General features: G+C 60.4%; 19 protein-coding genes. 10 read left to right on the top strand and 9 right to left on the bottom strand.

The window, feature by feature from the left end:
- Positions 1–12 precede the first annotated feature (12 nt).
- From BDD18_RS02635 to argG, 5 genes are all read left to right on the top strand, one after another.
- Positions 13–387, top strand: a complete 375-nt coding sequence (locus BDD18_RS02635; protein WP_142081229.1) for an arsenate reductase — start codon at positions 13–15, stop codon at positions 385–387.
- Between the two features lie 154 nt (positions 388–541).
- Entirely contained in the window at positions 542–1,198 is a 657-nt protein-coding gene (locus BDD18_RS02640; protein WP_066693128.1) for a glycine zipper 2TM domain-containing protein, read from the top strand.
- Positions 1,199–1,316: 118 nt separating this feature from the next.
- Positions 1,317–2,627: an IS4 family transposase gene (locus tag BDD18_RS02645; protein ID WP_142081231.1), complete on the top strand. Its 1,311-nt coding sequence runs from the start codon at positions 1,317–1,319 to the stop codon at positions 2,625–2,627.
- 127 nt (positions 2,628–2,754) lie between these two features.
- Complete coding sequence (gene ppnP / locus BDD18_RS02650) at positions 2,755–3,072, top strand: pyrimidine/purine nucleoside phosphorylase (protein ID WP_066692272.1); 318 nt, start codon at positions 2,755–2,757, stop codon at positions 3,070–3,072.
- A 27-nt stretch (positions 3,073–3,099) separates the two neighbouring features.
- Positions 3,100–4,437 carry an argininosuccinate synthase gene (gene argG / locus BDD18_RS02655; RefSeq protein WP_066692268.1) on the top strand — a complete coding sequence of 446 codons (1,338 nt, stop codon included), beginning with the start codon at positions 3,100–3,102 and terminating at the stop codon, positions 4,435–4,437.
- A gap of 114 nt (positions 4,438–4,551) precedes the next feature.
- Here argG and tnpA read toward each other — a convergent pair whose 3' ends face one another.
- Entirely contained in the window at positions 4,552–4,983 is a 432-nt protein-coding gene (tnpA, locus tag BDD18_RS02660) for an IS200/IS605 family transposase (protein WP_026437438.1), read from the bottom strand.
- Between the two features lie 373 nt (positions 4,984–5,356).
- On the opposite strand from tnpA, the gene BDD18_RS02665 reads away from it, so the two are divergent.
- Both BDD18_RS02665 and BDD18_RS02670 read left to right on the top strand, forming a co-directional pair.
- Positions 5,357–5,869 carry a putative pterin-binding protein gene (locus tag BDD18_RS02665; RefSeq protein WP_066695622.1) on the top strand — a complete coding sequence of 171 codons (513 nt, stop codon included), beginning with the start codon at positions 5,357–5,359 and terminating at the stop codon, positions 5,867–5,869.
- Positions 5,870–5,876: 7 nt separating this feature from the next.
- Complete coding sequence (locus BDD18_RS02670) at positions 5,877–8,258, top strand: ATP-binding protein (protein ID WP_170207367.1); 2,382 nt, start codon at positions 5,877–5,879, stop codon at positions 8,256–8,258.
- Here the strand turns inward: BDD18_RS02670 and murB are convergent.
- Entirely contained in the window at positions 8,255–9,328 is a 1,074-nt protein-coding gene (murB, locus tag BDD18_RS02675) for a UDP-N-acetylmuramate dehydrogenase (protein ID WP_142082494.1), read from the bottom strand. The two genes, BDD18_RS02670 and murB, sit on opposite strands and share 4 nt — an antisense overlap.
- A 69-nt stretch (positions 9,329–9,397) precedes the next feature.
- Here murB and BDD18_RS02680 point away from each other — a divergent pair, with 69 nt between their 5' ends.
- The 3 genes from BDD18_RS02680 to BDD18_RS02690 are packed head-to-tail and all read left to right on the top strand — an operon-like array spanning position 9,398 to position 11,616.
- On the top strand, positions 9,398–9,883 hold the full coding sequence (locus BDD18_RS02680) for a YajQ family cyclic di-GMP-binding protein (RefSeq protein WP_044395451.1): 486 nt from the start codon (positions 9,398–9,400) through the stop codon (positions 9,881–9,883).
- Positions 9,884–9,936: 53 nt separating this feature from the next.
- Positions 9,937–10,584, top strand: coding sequence for a retropepsin-like aspartic protease family protein (locus BDD18_RS02685; RefSeq protein WP_420837306.1), 648 nt, complete (start codon positions 9,937–9,939; stop codon positions 10,582–10,584).
- A 6-nt stretch (positions 10,585–10,590) separates the two neighbouring features.
- Positions 10,591–11,616, top strand: coding sequence for an HD-GYP domain-containing protein (locus BDD18_RS02690; RefSeq protein ID WP_142081237.1), 1,026 nt, complete (start codon positions 10,591–10,593; stop codon positions 11,614–11,616).
- A gap of 43 nt (positions 11,617–11,659) precedes the next feature.
- On the opposite strand, the gene plsY is transcribed toward BDD18_RS02690, so the two are convergent.
- The 7 genes from plsY to BDD18_RS02725 form a co-directional block, all read right to left on the bottom strand.
- Positions 11,660–12,289, bottom strand: coding sequence for a glycerol-3-phosphate 1-O-acyltransferase PlsY (gene plsY / locus BDD18_RS02695; protein ID WP_142081239.1), 630 nt, complete (start codon positions 12,287–12,289; stop codon positions 11,660–11,662).
- A 47-nt stretch (positions 12,290–12,336) separates the two neighbouring features.
- Positions 12,337–12,828: an aminoacyl-tRNA deacylase gene (locus BDD18_RS02700; protein WP_044395447.1), complete on the bottom strand. Its 492-nt coding sequence runs from the start codon at positions 12,826–12,828 to the stop codon at positions 12,337–12,339.
- A gap of 159 nt (positions 12,829–12,987) precedes the next feature.
- A complete protein-coding gene (locus tag BDD18_RS02705) occupies positions 12,988–14,049 on the bottom strand; it encodes an aldo/keto reductase (RefSeq protein ID WP_142081241.1) in 1,062 nt (353 codons plus the stop codon).
- A 242-nt stretch (positions 14,050–14,291) separates the two neighbouring features.
- Positions 14,292–15,011, bottom strand: coding sequence for an ABC transporter ATP-binding protein (locus BDD18_RS02710; protein ID WP_142081243.1), 720 nt, complete (start codon positions 15,009–15,011; stop codon positions 14,292–14,294).
- The gene (locus tag BDD18_RS02715) at positions 15,008–15,766 is read right to left on the bottom strand and encodes an ABC transporter ATP-binding protein (protein WP_142081245.1); all 759 of its coding nucleotides are present in this window, start codon (positions 15,764–15,766) and stop codon (positions 15,008–15,010) included. The genes BDD18_RS02710 and BDD18_RS02715 overlap by 4 nt, the downstream gene beginning before the upstream one ends.
- Positions 15,763–16,728, bottom strand: coding sequence for a branched-chain amino acid ABC transporter permease (locus tag BDD18_RS02720; RefSeq protein ID WP_244938968.1), 966 nt, complete (start codon positions 16,726–16,728; stop codon positions 15,763–15,765). Before BDD18_RS02720 ends, BDD18_RS02715 begins: the two co-directional genes overlap by 4 nt.
- 21 nt (positions 16,729–16,749) lie before the next feature.
- Positions 16,750–17,670: a branched-chain amino acid ABC transporter permease gene (locus tag BDD18_RS02725; protein WP_142081248.1), complete on the bottom strand. Its 921-nt coding sequence runs from the start codon at positions 17,668–17,670 to the stop codon at positions 16,750–16,752.
- Positions 17,671–17,734 lie beyond the last annotated feature (64 nt).

Raw genomic sequence — 17,734 nt, forward strand, 5'->3', positions numbered from 1 at the left:
ATCATTTCGCCCATGAAACAACCCCAAATTACCCTGTACGGGATTCCCAATTGCGACACTGTCAAAAAAGCCAGGGCCTGGCTTTCCGAGAGGTCTTTGGAATACGCGTTCCACGACTTCAAAAAGCAAGGCATCTCGCTACAGCAATTGCGAGTCTGGTGTGAAACGCTGGGTGTGGACCAGGTACTCAATCGAAAAGGAACTACCTGGCGCGCATTGACTCCTACTCAGCAAGAAACCGCAAGCAACTTCGAAAGTGCGCTCCGACTGATGCAAGAGCACACCAGCCTGATCAAGCGACCCGTCGTGGCGTGGAGTTCTGGGGAAGCATCCACGTTGACGGTTGGTTTTTCCCCCGTGACCTGGATGCAGCACTGCGACTCATAGAGCACAGCCCTAGCTCATACAGGATGTGCTTCGAAAAGTGCGGATTTGGGCTTGATTTACCCAACTTCACACTTCTTTTCTGAAAACTGCGGCAAAACGCTCAACGTCTTTCTGATGTCGCGCGTTGTAAAGCCGTCAAGACAGGAGTTTTCCCATGAGAAAGACAGTCATCCTCACCGCAGTAGCGCTTTGCTCCACTGCCGTATGGGCTCAGGAACAAGGACGCGTACTCTCCGCCACCCCTATCGTTCAGCAGGTGGGCGTTCCCCAGCAAGTGTGCGGCAACGAGACGGTTTACAGCGGTTCGCGTAATTCGGGCGCAGGAGCGGTCATGGGAGCCATTGCAGGCGGCGCAGCCGGCAACGCCATTGGCAAGGGAAATGGGAGAGTTGCAGCTACCGCATTGGGCGTGATTGGCGGAGCAGTCCTAGGCAACCAGATTGAAGGAAGCGGCCGCCCCCAGTACGAAACCGTGCAGCGCTGCACGACCGAAACGTATTTTGAAAATCGTACGGTGGGCTACAACGTGGTGTATGAATACGCAGGTCGCCAATACACCACTCGCACCCAGTACGACCCAGGCCAATGGATTCCTGTCACCGTCCAGCCACAGGTAGGGCAAAGTTATTCAACGCAGCCAAGCAACTATGGCGTCTATGGATCAGGAAACACCTACGCGCAACCTGGCGTGGTCACATCGACCTACCCGGCTCCTGCGGCCTACATTACCCCGCCCGTGACAGTGATTGAATACAACTACACGGATGGCCGCCGCCCCTACCATCACCACGGCAACCCCTACTGGCGTTGAGTAGCCCATAGCCGTCAACATAGAAGAGCCCCCTTTGTGCAATGCCAGTCAGTTAAGCCCGCAGGCGGCTTGATCCAGTAAAAAGGGAGCGTGTTCAACACGTTCCCTTTTTTGCTTGATGAGCCTGCTTGCAAACGCCTTGCGCCAGACCCTGCCCCGAGTACCTGATCGCCTCGAGCAGCTCAGCGCGTTGATAGACCCCACCTGGATCGCACAGGCGCTGGGGACCAGCGGCAAGGCCTCCATCCGCCGGCGCAAGCTGCCTGCCGAACATGCCGTGTGGCTTGTGATCGGACTGGCGCTGTTTCGCGACCGGCCACTGTGGCAGGTGGTGCAGCAGCTGGATTTGAGCCTGGATGGACAAGCGTTGCCCGCGCCGAGCGTCAGCGTGCAAGCCCGCCAGCGCCTGGGCGAGGAGCCTTTAGCCGAGCTGTTCGGCCTGTTGACCCAAGCCTGGAGCCGTCCTGCGGTGAATGTGCGCCAGCCACTGCGCGTGCTGGCTGTGGATGGTGTGGTCTGGTCGGCCCCGGACACCCCTGAGAATCGAGTCGAACTGGGCAGCTGCAGCAACCAGCATGGCCTCTCGCCCTGGCCGCAGATCCGCGCCACTTGCCTGATGGACACACACAGCCACGAAATGCTTGATGCCAAGCTCGGCGCCATGGACTGCGGCGAATTGAGCCTGGCAGCGCAGTTGCGCGGCGAGGATCACTCCGTGACCCTGTTTGACCGAGCGTACTTCTCGGCAGCGTTCTTGTTGGACTGGCAGGCTGCGGGTACGCAGCGCCACTGGTTGATGCGCGCGCGGGACAATCTGCGCCATGAGATCGTCCAGCAACTGGCGTGCGGCGATGCGCTGATCCGCATGCCGGTGTCCCCACAAGCGCGCAAGGCACACCCGCATCTGCCCAGCCACTGGCAGGCACGCCTGATCGAGGTGAGCGTGGGTGGACGGCTGCGCCGCTTCATCACATCCTTGCTGTGTCCCCGCACGCATCCGGCGCAGGAGCTGGCCGAGCTCTACCACCAGCGCTGGGAGATCGAGTTGGGGTTCCGGGAGATCAAGCAGACCCTGCAAGAGGGTGAGCCGGTGCTGCGCAGCAAGCAGCCCGCGCTGGTGCGCCAGGAGCTGTGGGGTGTGCTGATCGCCTACACGCTGCTGCGCCGCTGGATGCGCGAGATGGCAGTGCACGTCCAGGTCGAGCCCCAGCGCATCAGCTTCCACACAGCCAGCTACGCCATCGTGAACTTACTGGCGGTCCCCAGCCTGGACTCTGCCGGCACCTTGCCCAAGCAGTTGGCAGCCCTGTTGGCGCAATCGCGACACTTCGTGCTGCCGCCACGCCGCACTGGGCGCAGCTTCCCAAGGGTCGTCAAAAAACGCGCTTCCAAATTCCCAACGAAAAAATGCCAGTCAGCTCTTAACTGACTGGCATTGCCCCTTTGTGGGGCTTTTCTCATTCGGCAGACACCTTTCACACCTCAGCGTCGCATCAACCGTCGTTACATGGATTGACTGCCCTAAAATCGAAAGTTGTCCTCACTTGCTCACGACCATGACCACCCAAACTCTCGACGGTGTGACCGTCAACACCCAAGCCAATGTGTACTTTGACGGTAAATGCGTGAGCCACGGCATTACGCTGGCAGATGGCACGAAGAAGTCCGTGGGCGTAATCTTGCCTTCGACCCTGACTTTCAATACAGGCGCACCAGAAATCATGGAATGTGTTGCGGGCTCGTGCGAATACAAGCTGGATGGCACGGATAACTGGGTGAAATCCACTCCCGGCGAAAAATTCAGCATTCCTGGCAACTCGAAATTCGACATTCGGGTGACCGAGTCGTATCACTACATTTGCCACTTCGCCTAACCCCTCTCATCGAACCTGATTCCTTACATGGCAACCATTCTTCAACACCTTCCGATTGGTCAAAAAGTCGGTATCGCATTCTCTGGCGGGCTGGACACCAGTGCAGCCCTGCACTGGATGAAGCTCAAAGGCGCAGTACCTTACGCCTATACAGCCAACCTGGGGCAGCCCGACGAGCCCGATTACGAAGCCATTCCCCGCAAAGCCATGGAGTACGGCGCCGAGCAGGCACGCCTGATCGATTGCCGCTTGCAATTGGCCCATGAAGGCATTGCGGCTCTGCAAGCAGGCGCCTTCCATATCTCTACCGGCGGACTCACCTACTTCAACACGACCCCACTGGGTCGTGCGGTGACAGGCACCATGCTGGTGGCGGCCATGAAGGAAGATGATGTCAACATCTGGGGCGACGGCTCCACCTTCAAGGGCAACGACATTGAGCGTTTCTACCGCTACGGCCTCTTGACCAACCCATCGCTGCGTATTTACAAGCCCTGGCTGGATCAGTTGTTCATCGATGAACTCGGCGGCCGTGCTGAAATGTCTGCATTCATGACCAAGGCAGGCTTTGGTTACAAGATGAGCGCCGAAAAAGCCTACAGCACCGACAGCAACATGCTGGGGGCCACGCATGAAGCCAAGGATCTGGAATTCCTCAATAGCGGCATTCGCATTGTGAACCCCATCATGGGTGTCGCTTTCTGGAAGGACGAGGTTGAAGTCAAGCGCGAGGAAGTTTCCGTGCGTTTTGAAGAAGGTCAGCCCGTCGCACTGAACGGCGTCGAGTTCTCTGATCCCGTAGAACTGATCCTCGAAGCCAACCGCATCGGCGGCCGCCACGGACTGGGCATGAGCGATCAGATCGAGAACCGCATCATTGAAGCCAAGAGCCGTGGAATTTACGAAGCTCCAGGCTTGGCCTTGTTGCACATCGCCTACGAACGCCTGGTCACGGGCATCCACAACGAGGACACGATCGAGCAGTACCGCATGAACGGCCTGAAACTGGGGCGCCTGCTCTACCAAGGCCGCTGGTTCGACCCCCAAGCCATCATGCTGCGCGAAACAGCCCAGCGCTGGGTTGCACGAGCAATCACGGGTACGGTCACGCTCGAACTGCGCAGAGGTAACGATTACTCACTGCTCAACACCGAGAGCCCCAACCTGACCTACGCGCCAGAACGCCTGTCGATGGAGAAGGTGGAAGATGCTCCGTTTTCTCCGTTGGACCGCATCGGTCAACTGACGATGCGTAATCTGGACATTTCCGACACCCGCGGCAAGCTCGGGGTTTACTCACGTGCCGGCTTGCTGCTGCCAGGATCGCAAAACGATTTGCTCACCCTGACCGCCAGCAAAGATTAAAAGGTAACCATCCCCCGGCAAAGCCGGGGGCATTCGGGATGTGAGCCGCTCAAAGCGGCTGTAAGGGGTCGCTAACGCGGCCCCTCATTCTTGGGGCCACCTATCGGTGGCTACTCACCTCCATAGACCGAGTTGGTCCAACCTCTCGTCTTCCTTCTCCTGGTTTCGGATGTACTCCCGTATCACCGCTTCGTCGCGTCCCACCGTCGAGACGAAGTACCCTCGCGCCCAGAAGTGCTGACCCACGAAGTTGCGCTTTCGCTCTCCGTACACCCGCGCAAGGTGGATTGCGCTCTTGCCTTTGATAAAGCCCACCACCTGCGACACCGAGTACTTCGGTGGGATCGACAGCATCATGTGCACGTGATCGGGCATCAGATGCCCCTCTTCAACCCTGCATTCCTTTTGCGCGGCCAACTTTCTGAATACCTCACCCAGGTGTTCGCGTAGCTGCTTGTACAGCGTTCGCCTTCGACACTTGGGGATGAAGACCACGTGATATTTGCAATCCCAGGCCGTGTGACTCAAACTTTCATACTTGTCCATCGTGTTTCTTCCTTTCGTTTGCTTGGCGGCTCACGATTGAAAGTCTCTACGGTGGACAACCTCCTGAAAAGTCAAACTTCTACTGCCTCCCCGGCAGAGCCGGGGGGCCTCCTTTTGGTAGCTAGGCCTTATTGCTGCCTAAAGCCGTCCTCAGGGGCTTTTTTTAGGCTCTGTCACCTATTCGTGTTGATGAAATTCTGTCGACGAGCCGCGAGCCAAGCGCTGGCGTGGGTTTCAGGCGAAGACGCCGAATCTCATCTGGCAGAGGACACCAACACGTTCAGGTGACAGAGCCTTTTTTAACCAAAACAATCATTTAAATCATTTTTAACATAGAATTCACCATCACTTTTCCTCTCATGAGAGGTCATCTATGCACATCATCTCTTTTCTATCCCGCTGGATCGCCCGGATCACAGCCCTTACCTTGGTCACCGCCCCCGCATGGGCCTTGCAACCCCCTGCAGGCGAAGTCATCCTGACGATATCGGGAAAAATTGGTGAAACCAACCGGGACAACGTCGCGGTTTTTGACTTGGAGATGCTGCAAAAGCTTCCCCAACAAACTTTTGTCACGAAAACCCCGTGGGACAAAAAGCCAACCAAGTTCACCGGCCCACTGCTGCGTGACGTTCTGGCGGCAGTGAAGTCCAGCGGAAAAACACTGACAGCATTGGCACTGAATGACTATAAAACGACCATTCCTGCCGAAGATGCGAACCTGTTCGACGTCATCGTGGCTCACAAGATCGACGATATGGCGATTTCAGTGCGCACCAAGGGCCCGCTTTTCATCATCTATCCTTTCGATTCCAAGCCTGAACTGAAGGCGTCGAAATACTATGGCCGCTCCGCCTGGCAGCTCAAGTCCATCAAAGTCGAATAAAAGTTTCATGCCTGCCCGTCGCAACAACCGGCGCTACCTCTTATGGCTGGCGCTAGGCACCACATTCATGGCGGCGGCCATGGCGGTGCTTTTGGCGCTGCAGGTAACGCAACAGCGATCAATTCGCAAAAGCAGTGATCTGCGAAGTGACTCCATCACTGCGCTCGCATTCCAGCTAGAACGGGAGTTTTTACGTCTTAGGCAGGCCCTGGAACTTCATGCACAAAGCGAAGTGCCTAAGCCCTTGAACGAGCTTCGCTTGCGCAGCGATATCTTCGCTAGCCGTTTTCAGGTGATGCATGACACGCCCAGCACCACGGCCCTCCATGAGCAACGCGCGTACATGGAGACCATGCCGCGGCTCGAAGCGCTGGTGACTCGGATAGATCAGTTGCTGGGCAGTGACAAGGCACCCAGCCAAAAAGAATTTCAGCAACTGGTCGAAGAGTTCAACGGACTCGGCCCTGACGTGCAGGAGTTAACCATGGCCGCCAATCGCCATGTGTCTACCTTGCTGGAGGAGCAGGAGTCAACCATGTTGACGCAAAGCGGTCACATCATGGCGTTGATCGTGGCGCAATTGGTCATCCTGCTGCTGGCTGCGGCAGCATTGGCATGGCGCCAATACCGGCAGGAAAAAGAACGCCAGGCTCTGCAACAACTGACCGAAAGCCTGCAGGCAGCCAATGCAGCAGCAGAGGAGGCGAACAGGGGCAAGAGCCAGTTTTTGGCAAACATGAGTCATGAGTTGCGCACGCCCTTCAACGGAGTTCTGGGCATGCTCACTTTGCTGGAGAGAACTCGCCTGGACTCCAGCCAGAGAGAATACGTTTACACGGCCCGCCATTCGGCAGATCACCTGCTGTCGCTTCTCAACGATATTTTGGACGTTTCGGCGATGGAGGCGGGAAAGATGAGCATTCATCCCGTTCCGGTTCAATTGCCACCCCTGCTGGAAGGCATTGAGAAGCTCATGCGACCGCTCGCCCAGCAAAAAGGCTTGGGGTTCGCCATGGAATTAACGAACGACCTGCCCTCGTGGGTGGAAGCAGATGGAACGCGGCTCCGGCAGATATTTTTGAATCTGGTCACCAACGCGATCAAGTTCAGCGATGCAGGCACCGTCGCCGTCAGGGTAGGCAGGGATGAAAAAGCCGGGCCAGACCAACCTAACATCTACCCTCTGCGCCTGGACGTGGTGGATGAGGGAATTGGTATGGATCACGCAACCCTGACAAAGCTTTTTGAACGTTTTGCCCAGGGGGATGCAAGTACATCCCGGCGCTTTGGGGGTACAGGGCTCGGGTTGGAAATATCGCGCAACCTCGCGCGAAGAATGGGTGGAGACATCAAAGCGCACAGCGTTTTGGGTCAAGGCAGCACCTTCACGGTGACGCTACCTCTGACATTGGCAGCGCCTCCGAAACTGCCCGTTTCACTCGGCCAGCCCCACACTCCGGCGGCGTCCTCAGCTGAGCTGGCTGGGCTGGATATCTTGGTGGCGGATGATCAAATGGTCAATCGCAAATACATGGGTGCACTGCTATCCAGCATGGGGCATGTGCCCCGATTCGCAGAAAACGGCGAACAAGCCGTTGCTGAGGTTCAGAAAAAGCTACCTCAGTTGGTGTTCATGGATTTGCACATGCCCGTCATGGATGGGTTTGAGGCGACCCGAACACTGCGTCAATGGCCTCAATACAAGGCCTTGCCCATCGTGGCATTGACCGCCGATGTCTTTGCACAAACCCGTGAGAAGGCCACTGAAGCAGGCATGACGACGTTCATCGCTAAGCCGGTGAGCGTAGACACCATTCAATCGCTGCTGTCAGAAATGTTTGCTGCACCAGCAACAGATAGCACCGTCCCAGCCTCTTCAGCGCCCACCATCAAAGAAACAACGAGCAGCACGGCGCCTCTGACATCGCAGCAGCAGGCAACCGCCCCGCCACAAGCCAAACGCACTGCGCGCAGGCGCTTCAAATCCGGGGATGTCACTTCGCACATTGACATGGCGATGGTGGGTGAAGTTTGCGTGGGAGTGACGGTGCAAGGCTACCGCTCACTGCTGCAGGGCTACTTCAGCGACGAGTCCGGTAGTCTGGATGCCTTGCTACAAGCAATGGCAGAAGGCCCTCAGGAGACATTGCAAGCAGCAGCCCACGGGTTCAAGGGCGCATCATCCAACCTTGGGTTTTCAAAGTTGGCGGCGCTGGCGTTTCACCTGGAAAAAGGGGAATACCCACCGGAAGGCAGCACACATGAGCAACTGCTAGATGCATGGGAGATGACCCATGCACTGTGCTTGCGAATGGGACTGACCGACGTAGAGGCCGTGCAGGAAAGGCACCGCAAGCTTCCCAAAGATGCCAGCACAAACGCAGGCTAGACCACGACGGGCTCAGGCTCCAAACGAATGCCGAAACGCTCGTACACGCTGGTCTGGATGGCCTTCGCCAGCGTCATGACTTCGCCCCCCGTCACGCTGTCTTGAGCTGTACCTCGGTTGACGAGCACCAGCGCCTGTTTTTCATAGACACCTGCCTTGCCGATGGTCTTGCCGCGCCAGCCGCAGGCATCGATCAGCCACCCTGCCGCCAGTTTGACCGAGCCATCGGGCATGGGGTAGTGAACAATTCGAGGCTCTCGGGCAATGATGTCAGAGCATTGCTCAGGGGTCACCGTGGGGTTCTTGAAGAAACTCCCGGCGTTTCCCAACACCGCAGGGTCAGGCAGTTTCGCACGGCGGATTTCACACACCCAATCGAAAATTTGTTGTGCCGTGGGGGACTCGATACCAGCCTCGGCACGTCGACGTTCCAGGTCCAGATATCCCAACTCCGGCTTCCACGGCCGAGGCAAACGAAAGCGCACATGGGTGATGACCGCTCGGCCCGCCAAGCCCAAGGGCTGCACGCCTTCCCGCTCAATGGGCGTGACAGGCGCGCCATGCTTGAAGACTGAGTCACGGTATCCAAAAGCGCATTGCTCTGCAGTGAGGGTGAACACCTGGCCGGTGGCCATATCTACCGCATCCAGCGACTCGAATCGGTCTTGCAGCTCCACGCCATAGGCGCCGATGTTTTGCACTGGCGATGCGCCCACCGTTCCGGGAATCAGCGCCATGTTTTCCAGACCTGGGTAACCCTGGCGCAGCGTCCAAGCCACGCAGTCGTGCCAGGCCTCTCCGGCCCCAGCCTCGACAATCCAGGCTTTGGAGGTTTCCTCGACCAGACGAAAACCCTTGATCTCCATCTTGAGCACGGTGGGTTTGACATCCCCCGTCAGCACAATGTTGCTGCCGCCTCCCAACACAAAAAATGGAGCTTGGCTCAGCGCTGGATCGCTACGCGCCTGCAACAGATCTGCCACCTCGCGAATGCGAACCAGATTCAACGCACGGGCTGCGATACCGAAGGTGTTCCAAGGCTGTAAAGGGACGTTTTTCTCGACTACCATTGCCACGATTGTCGCATTGGGCCCTGCCCTGGCGATCCTCCCCTATTGCTTAGCCCGTGAGAGCCCGTTATGCCATCCTTTGACACCGTTTGTGAAGCCAACCTCGTAGAAGTAAAAAACGCCGTGGAAAACACCGTCAAGGAAATCTCCACACGCTTTGACTTCAAAGGCACCGCTGCCAGCATTGAGATCAAGGACAAGGAAATCACCCTGATCGGTGATGCCGAGTTCCAGCTCACACAAATAGAAGACGTGCTGCGCAACAAGCTCACCAAGCGCAACGTGGACGTGCGCTTCCTTGACAAGGGCGACGTCCAGAAGATGGGTGGCGACAAGGTCAAGCAGGTCATCAAGGTGCGCAACGGCATCGAGAGCGAATTGGCCAAAAAGATTCAGAAGCTGCTCAAAGAGAGCAAACTCAAGGTTCAAGGCGCCATTCAAGAGGACAAGGTGCGCGTGACCGGGGCCAAACGCGACGACTTGCAAGCCGCCATGGCATTGATTCGCAAAGACGTTGCGGACGTTCCGCTGTCTTTCGACAACTTCCGCGATTGATTCGCCGTTCTGGGCGTGCTGGCAGAACCTCACTGTCTGGAGATCGAAACGTGCTGTACCACGCCCGCCTGTACGCCTTAGCGCTGCTGCTGACCGCACTGAGTACCGGGCTGGTTCATGCACAGACGGCCGTGGCATTGGCGGGCATTCTTGGAAGCAAGGCACTGTTGGTGGTCAATGGCAGTGCACCGCGTGGTATTGCCGTGGGCGAAACCCACCAGGGCGTGCGAGTGATCTCTGTCGAGAAAGAGCAGGCCCTAGTCGAAGTAGACGGGGCTCGACGCTCCTTACGGCTGGGTGAGGCCCCAGTGAGCGTGGGTAGCCGGACTGGAGGTCGGCGGGTTGTCTTGATGGCGGACGCGCGCGGCCATTTCATCAACACCGGCATGATCAACGGCACGCGCATGCAATACATGGTGGACACCGGGGCTTCCACCGTCGCCATTGGCAAGCCCGATGCCGACCGCATGGGACTGCAGTACACCAAAGGCCAACCGGTGCAGATGAACACCGCCAATGGCGTAGCCCAGGGCTGGCTGATTCGGCTGGATTCGGTCAGGATCGGTGACGTAGAGGTGTACGGGGTGGAGGCAGTGGTCACCCCTCAGGGCATGCCCTACGTCCTGCTTGGCAATAGCTTGCTGGGCGCCTTCCAAATGACCCGCACCAATGACCAGCTGGTGCTGGAAAAGCGCAACTGACCCCCCATGGCCATCCCTCTGCCCGCGGCAAAGCAGCACGAAGGCGAGTACGAAGACTTGCTCAGCCTGTGGTCTGACCTGGAAACGGCGCTGTCGCTGCTGCTCTCCAAACCCTTGCTGATCCACGACTTCCCGGGAAAGCTTCGCCAGCTGGATGTGTGGTTGCAGGATCTGGTTGCCCACGACAACGACGCGGCGCTGTACCTGATGTTTCAGCTGGCGGCCACGTCAACAGCCAGCTACAGCGCCTCACACGCTCTGGTATGTGCAACGCTGTGCCACATCCTGGCCCAGGAGCTGAAGCTTCCAGCTGCCGAGCGAGACAGCCTGGTGCGCGCTGCGTTGACCATGAACATCGGCATGACCGCGTTGCAAGACCAGCTCGCACAGCAGCGGGAAAAGCCCACGCCGCAGCAGCAGGAAGCCATTCAAAATCACCCCCTGCAAAGCCAGGCGCTGCTGGCGCGGCTGTTCATCACAGACCCTTTGTGGCTGGACGTGGTGGGGCAGCACCACACACACATTTCAGACCGGATACCGCTGGAATCGCAGACACCCCCTGATCGACTGACACGCATTCTCGGAACCATCGACCGGTATGCCGCAATGATCAGCCCCCGCAAGTCCCGAGCCGGGCGCAGCGCCACCGATTCGGTACGTGCCATTGTGGGACAGGAGGTGGAGCAGAACGACGAGGTGAGCTACGCACTGGTGCGGGCCATCGGCTTGTGCCCACCAGGCACTTTCGTAAAGCTCGACAACGGCGACACAGCAATTGTTTTGCGCCGTAGCGAAAAGGCCAATCACCCTCTGGTGGCCAGCCTGCTGGACCGGGCTGGCAACCACCAGGCCAAGCCCCTGCTGCACCCTACAGCCCAAGGCAAACCACGCATACAGTCTGCGCTGGCCCGCTCGGCGGTGACTGTGGAACTCAACCACCGTACCATGGTGCGGCTCGGGTTGTATGCCGCCCAGCACAACGTCGGTATGCACAGCCTGGTCACCACCCCCGCCACGCTGGGACTGCACTGAGGCGTGCCAGCCGCACTGACGCCCGCGTGCTCGGACCTTCCGACTACTTCTTTGACTTGCCCAGCTTGGACTCCTTGCCTTCCAGCAAACGCTTGATGTTTTCGCGGTGGCGCCACACCAGCAACATGGCCATCACGGCAACGGCTGCGGCAATGCTTTGCTCTGCATTCCAGACAGCCCCATCCACCAGCAGATAGAACACCGGTGCAAACACCGCAGCCACCAGTGACGCCAGCGAGGAATAGCGAAAGAACACGGCGATCAGCAGCCAGGTCACGGCGGTAGCCAACCCCAGCCAGGCATTGATACCCACCAGAACCCCCAAGGCGGTCGCAACGCCCTTGCCACCCTGAAAGCGGAAAAACACGGGCCACAAATGTCCCAGGAATGCGGCCAAACCCACCAGAGCGATGGTTCCCTCTTCCAGACCATAGGGCTTGCCAAACCAGTGCACCAGCGCCACGGGCAACCAGCCCTTCACGGCGTCCAGCAGCAGAGTCACCACAGCAGCGACCTTGCTGCCCGAGCGCAGCACATTGGTTGCCCCCGGGTTCTTGCTGCCGTAAGTACGTGGGTCACTGAGCCCCATCACCCGGGTGACGATGACAGCGAACGACAGCGAGCCCAGCAAGTAGGCAGCCACGGTGGCTAAAAGGGGATACACGGCGGTCAAAACAACTCCTTGGATAGATTCGGTACGGGCACGCCCGCATGCGGCGGCTATTCTGCCAGTGCGCACTGCACGGGCCGTGCACCCAGCAGTTCGACGCACACGCGCGGGTCGATCTGCACCAGAAAGCCTCGGCGACCGCCGTTGATGGCGATGCGCGGCAAGCCCAGAATGCTCTCTTCGATGTAAACCGGCATGTCACGTCGGGTGCCGAACGGAGACGTGCCCCCCACCAAATATCCGCTGTGGCGGTTCGCCACCTCGGGGGCACAAGGCTCCACCGACTTGGCACCGATCTGCCGGGCCAGGTTTTTGGTGGACACCTTGCGGTTGCCGTGCATCAGCACCACCAGCGGCTTGGCATCCTGGTCCTGCATGATCAGTGTTTTGACCACCATGAACGGGTCGAGCCCCAGCACCGCAGCGCTGTGCTGGGCGCCGCCATGCTCCAGGTACTCGTAAGGATGCTCGGTGTAGGCCACCTTGTGGGCCTTGAGCAACTGAGTGGCGGGGGTTTCGGAAACGTGTTCTCTCTTGGCCATGGTGCAAAACAGGGTGACTCCCGATGGTAACCATCCCCAGCCTGAACCGCGAGGCGCATTTACCGTCGGCCACCGCATGAATCTTCTTGGCTAGCGCCATCAAAAAGGGCAACGCCAGGGTTGCCCTTTTGCGTTGATGGAGCCTCATCGGCACCCTATTCACAGCGCTGGGTCGCGCACCTCCCAGCGGATCGCATCAATCGCCTGCAGCACCTCGGGCGACAGCGTGGTACCCCAGGCGTTCAGGTCTTCGTCCAGCTGCGCCAGCGATGTCACACCGATGATGGTGCTGGCCACCTGCCACTTGGTGTAGCAGAACGCCAGCGCCATCTGCGTGGGCGTGAGGCCGTTGTCGCGCGCGAGCTGGTTGTAGCGGCGGGCGGCGGCCAACGACTCGGGGCGGCCCCAGCGCTGCTTGCGCACCGATTCATAGCGGGAAATGCGTGCGCCCTGGGGGGCCCCTGCGTCGGTGGGGGCGTGCTCGTCGTACTTGCCTGTCAGCAAACCAAAGCCCAGGGGCGAATAGGCCAGCAGCGACACATTCAGGCGATGGCAGGTTTCGTCGAGTGCGTTTTCCCAGGTGCGGTTGATGAGGCAATAGGGGTTCTGCACCGTGACCACGCGCGGCAGGCCGTGCTGCTCGGCCAGGCGCACGAATTCATGCACGCCATAGGGGGTTTCGTTCGAGAGGCCGATGGTGCGCACCTTGCCCGCCTTCACCAGCTTGGCCAGCGTCTCCAGTTGCTCGTGGATGGGCGTTTGCGAGGTTTCTTTGGCCGGGTCGTAATACAGCGTGCCAAAGGCGGGCACATGGCGCTCAGGCCAGTGGATCTGGTAGAGGTCGATCACATCGGTCTGCAGGCGGCGCAGGCTGCCTTCGCACGAGGCAATGATGTCCGCCGATGTCATGCCCTTGCCTTCGCGCACCCAGGGCATGCCACGCGAAGGGCCAGCCACCTTGGTGGCCAGCACCAGCTTTTGGCGGGCACCGGGGTTCTTGGCAAACCAGTTGCCGATGATGGTTTCCGTCGCGCCAAAAGTCTCGGCCCGTGCGGGCACCGAATACATCTCGGCCGTGTCGATGAAGTTGACGCCGCGCGCCAGCGAGTGGCTGAGGATGGCGTGGGAATCTGCCTCGTTGACCTGCTCGCCAAACGTCATGGTGCCCAGGCAGATGGGGGTCACGCGCAGATCGCTCTGACCCAGTGTGATGTGTTGCATGCAGTACAAACTCCGAAGGCAGGCGCCACTTGCGGTGCAGGCAACGCCCAGGGGAAGAAGAAACACCGGGGCAAGAGCCCACCCGCGGCGGCAGACATCGTACAAGCGATTGCGCCGGGCTGCAGGCGATGGGCCTTGTCAGCGCCTCTACAATAGTTTGAATAAAAATTGGCTCCAGCGCTTATAAAACAAGCGCCACCAGCTATATATTTAATAGCAAATCAACTACAGCACCCCGCGCCTCACACCGCCAAATAGCGCTCCCACAGGCGGCGGTCGGCGTTGAGCGCGGCAGAGTCCCCTTCCCACACCAGCCGCCCCCGCTCCAGGATGAGATGGCGGTCGGCCAAGTCCATGAGCCGGTGCACGTACTTGTCCACCACCAAGATGGTCTGGCCTGCGGCTTTCAGGGCGGCCAGGCAGCGCCAGATTTCCTCACGGATCACGGGGGCCAGCCCCTCGGTGGCCTCGTCGAGGATGAGCAGCCGCGGGTTGGTAGACAGCGCGCGGCCAATGGCCAGCATCTGCTGCTCACCGCCCGAGAGCTGGCTGCCCAGGTGGTGCTGCCGCTCTTTGAGGCGGGGGAACACGCCGTAGATGCGCTCCAGGTCCCACACATCGCTCAGGCCGTTGCGCCGGTCGGCAAAGGCCACCAGATGTTCACGTACGGTGAGGTTGGGAAACACATGGCGCCCCTCGGGCACGATCGCCAGGCCCATGCGGGCTATTGCATCGCACGGCAAGCGCGCCGTGGGCTGGCCGGCAAAGTGGATGCTGCCTGCCGTGGGCCGCAGCGCCCCCACCAGCGCTTTGATGGTGGTGCTTTTGCCCATGCCGTTGCGGCCCAGCAGCGACACCACCTCGCCCGCAGCAATCTGCAGGTGAATGCCGAACAGCACCTGGCTGGCGCCGTACCCGGCCTCCAGGCCCTGGCAACTCAACAAGGGCGGTGGCGCGCTCATTCAGCAGTCTCCAGCGTTTCGGTGCCCAGATACACGGCCTGCACCTCGGCGTTGTTGCGAATGGCGTCGGGGGTGCCGCTGGTCAGCACGCGGCCATACACCAACACAGAAATGCGGTCGGCCAGGCGGAACACGGCGTCCATGTCGTGCTCGATCAACAGCACGGCCATGTCGCGCCGCAGGGTGTCGATCAGCTCCACCATCTGCAGCGATTCATCGGGCCCCATGCCGGCCATGGGCTCGTCCAGCAACAACAGCTTGGGCTTGGCTGCCAGCGCCAGGGCGACGTCGAGCGTGCGCTGGGCACCATGCGGCAGTGCTCCCGCCAGTCCGTGCAGCTGGTGCTGCAGGCCCACCCGCTCGGCCAGTTGCTCGGCGCGTTCGTACAAGCCATGCGAACTGGAGCGGGGCTGCAAGAACCGAAAGCTGGAACCGCTGTGCGCCTGCACAGCCAGCACCAGGTTGTCGCGCACGCTTTGGTTCGGAAAAATGCGCGTGACCTGGAAGCAGCGCGACAGGCCCAGCGCCACCCGCCGATGCATGGGCAGGTGGGTCAGGTCTTGACCGCCCAGCACGATGCGCCCGGCGTCTGGCGCCAGCAGGCCCGATATTTGGTTCACCAGCGTGGTCTTGCCCGCCCCGTTGGGGCCGATGAGCGCGTGGATTTCGCCCGGCTCTACCGTCAGGCTCACATGGTCCGTGGCCAGCAGGCCGCCAAACCGCTTGACCAGCCCTTGCACCTGAAAAAGGCTCATGGCTTGCTCCTGGCCCACAGATCACTCAGCGCCGCCAGCCCCTTGGGGGCATAGAGGGCGGTAGCAATCAACAGCAGGCCGAGCGGCATGTGCCAGTGGCTGGTGTGCAGCTTGAGCGCCTCTTCCAGCGCCAGCCACACGGCCGCGCCCACCGGCCCGCCCCAGCGGCGGCCCAGGCCGCCAATGATCACCATGACGATGAGCGTGGCCGACTGCGTCCAGTGCATCATCGACGGGCTGACAAAGCTGTTCCCCGTGGCCAGCAGTGCACCTGCCAGCCCGGCAATGGCCCCGGCCACCACAAAGGCCGTGAGCTGCAGCAGGTACACCGGGTAGCCCAGTGCCCGCATGCGGATTTCATTGTCGCGAATGCCGACCAGCGCGGTGCCAAAGCGCGAACCCGCGGCCCGGTCCAGCCACCACAGCAGCGCGGCAACGATGGCCAGCACCACCCAGTACAGCGTAGCCTCATCAGCCATCTCCAGCCCCATGCCCAGCGCGGGCCGCGCCATCAGCGTGTAGCCATCATCGCCCCCATAGCTGCGCAGCGACACAAAGACGAAGTACAGCATCTGCGCAAACGCCAGCGTGATCATGATGAAGTACACGCCCTTGGTGCGCAGTGAAATCGAGCCAATGACCAGCGCCGCAAACGCCGCGAGCAGCGCTGCCGCAGGCCACATGACCCAGGCCGAGACGAACCCGGCATCGCTGAGCAGCACCACCGCATAGGCTCCCACGCCCATGAAGCCCGCGTGGCCCAGCGCCACCATGCCGCCAAAGCCCATGATGAAGTTCAGGCTGGCCGCAGCCAGCGCCACCACCAGCACACGGCGCACAAAGCCGATGTAGAAATCAAGCCCCAGCGCCGCAGCTACTGGGGGAAACAAGGCCAGCGCGAGCAGGATGGCCAGGGGCCAGGCGGCGGCTTTCCAGCGCGAGGGGGAAGTCGAGGAAGACAAGGTCGCCTGCATAAAAACGGCTCAGGCTTTCGCAGAAAACAGCCCCGCAGGGCGAAAAGCCAGCACGGCGGCCATCAGGGCGTACATGGACACCTCGGCAAACAGCGGCCCCAGGTCGGCCGCCAGGGCTGGGGGCAGCGTGGCGCGCAGCAGCAGGGGCAAAAAGGCGCGGCCAATCGTGTCCACCAGCCCCACCAGCATCGCCGCCACAAAGGCCCCGCGCACCGAGCCAATGCCGCCAATGACAATGACCACCAGCGCCGGAATCAGGATCGATTCACCCATGCCCACCTGCACGGCCACCAGTGGCCCCATGAGCGCGCCCGCCAGCGCGGCCAGGGCCGCACCCAGCACAAAAATGCCGCTGAAGATGCGCGTGACGCGCACCCCCATCAGCTCGGCCATCCAGCGGTTGGATGCGCCCGCGCGCACCAGCATGCCCACGCGGCTGTGGTTGACCAGCAGGTACAGCAGCAGCGCCACCAGCACCCCGGCGCCCAGCACCAGCAGTCGGTACGAGGGGTATGGCAGACCCACAAACAGCTCCACCGGCCCAGCCAGTGCGGCCGGGGCCGAAGCCATCACCGGCGAGGGGCCCCAGATCATCTTGACTGCGTCGTCCGCCACCAGGATGACGCCAAACGTGGCCAGCACCTGCGCCAGGTGGTCGCGCCCGTACAGGCGGCGCATGAGCGTGACTTCCAGCAGCGCCGCCACTGCGGCCGTCACCACCACCGCCACCCCCACCGCCAACGCAAACGAGCCTGACTGCACATGCACCTGCGCAGCCACATACGCCCCCACCATGAACAGTGAGCCGTGCGACAGGTTCAGCACGTCCATCACGCCGAAGACCAGGGTCAGGCCGGCGGCAATCAGGAACAGCATGAGCCCGTAGCCCGCACCGTTGAGCAGTTGCTCAAAAACAAGAATGGCGTTCATGGCAAGGCGGCGGTGCGCGAAAAGGAAGGCACGTCCATGCAAAGGTCGCGGCGCTGGGTCATAG

It is taken from the genome of Acidovorax temperans (genome assembly GCF_006716905.1).
GTDB classification, from domain to species: Bacteria; Pseudomonadota; Gammaproteobacteria; order Burkholderiales; family Burkholderiaceae_C; genus Acidovorax; species Acidovorax temperans.

Excerpts from the sequence above, each read along its gene's own strand:
- BDD18_RS02635 (WP_142081229.1), top strand. The coding sequence starts at position 13 with ATGAAACAACCCCAAATTACCCTGTACGGGATTCCCAATTGCGACACT.
- BDD18_RS02640 (WP_066693128.1), top strand. The coding sequence starts at position 542 with ATGAGAAAGACAGTCATCCTCACCGCAGTAGCGCTTTGCTCCACTGCC.
- BDD18_RS02645 (WP_142081231.1), top strand. The coding sequence starts at position 1,317 with ATGAGCCTGCTTGCAAACGCCTTGCGCCAGACCCTGCCCCGAGTACCT.
- ppnP (WP_066692272.1), top strand. The coding sequence starts at position 2,755 with ATGACCACCCAAACTCTCGACGGTGTGACCGTCAACACCCAAGCCAAT.
- argG (WP_066692268.1), top strand. The coding sequence starts at position 3,100 with ATGGCAACCATTCTTCAACACCTTCCGATTGGTCAAAAAGTCGGTATC.
- tnpA (WP_026437438.1), bottom strand. The coding sequence starts at position 4,983 with ATGGACAAGTATGAAAGTTTGAGTCACACGGCCTGGGATTGCAAATAT.
- BDD18_RS02665 (WP_066695622.1), top strand. The coding sequence starts at position 5,357 with ATGCACATCATCTCTTTTCTATCCCGCTGGATCGCCCGGATCACAGCC.
- BDD18_RS02670 (WP_170207367.1), top strand. The coding sequence starts at position 5,877 with ATGCCTGCCCGTCGCAACAACCGGCGCTACCTCTTATGGCTGGCGCTA.
- murB (WP_142082494.1), bottom strand. The coding sequence starts at position 9,328 with ATGGTAGTCGAGAAAAACGTCCCTTTACAGCCTTGGAACACCTTCGGT.
- BDD18_RS02680 (WP_044395451.1), top strand. The coding sequence starts at position 9,398 with ATGCCATCCTTTGACACCGTTTGTGAAGCCAACCTCGTAGAAGTAAAA.
- BDD18_RS02690 (WP_142081237.1), top strand. The coding sequence starts at position 10,591 with ATGGCCATCCCTCTGCCCGCGGCAAAGCAGCACGAAGGCGAGTACGAA.
- BDD18_RS02700 (WP_044395447.1), bottom strand. The coding sequence starts at position 12,828 with ATGGCCAAGAGAGAACACGTTTCCGAAACCCCCGCCACTCAGTTGCTC.
- BDD18_RS02705 (WP_142081241.1), bottom strand. The coding sequence starts at position 14,049 with ATGCAACACATCACACTGGGTCAGAGCGATCTGCGCGTGACCCCCATC.
- BDD18_RS02710 (WP_142081243.1), bottom strand. The coding sequence starts at position 15,011 with ATGAGCGCGCCACCGCCCTTGTTGAGTTGCCAGGGCCTGGAGGCCGGG.
- BDD18_RS02715 (WP_142081245.1), bottom strand. The coding sequence starts at position 15,766 with ATGAGCCTTTTTCAGGTGCAAGGGCTGGTCAAGCGGTTTGGCGGCCTG.
- BDD18_RS02725 (WP_142081248.1), bottom strand. The coding sequence starts at position 17,670 with ATGAACGCCATTCTTGTTTTTGAGCAACTGCTCAACGGTGCGGGCTAC.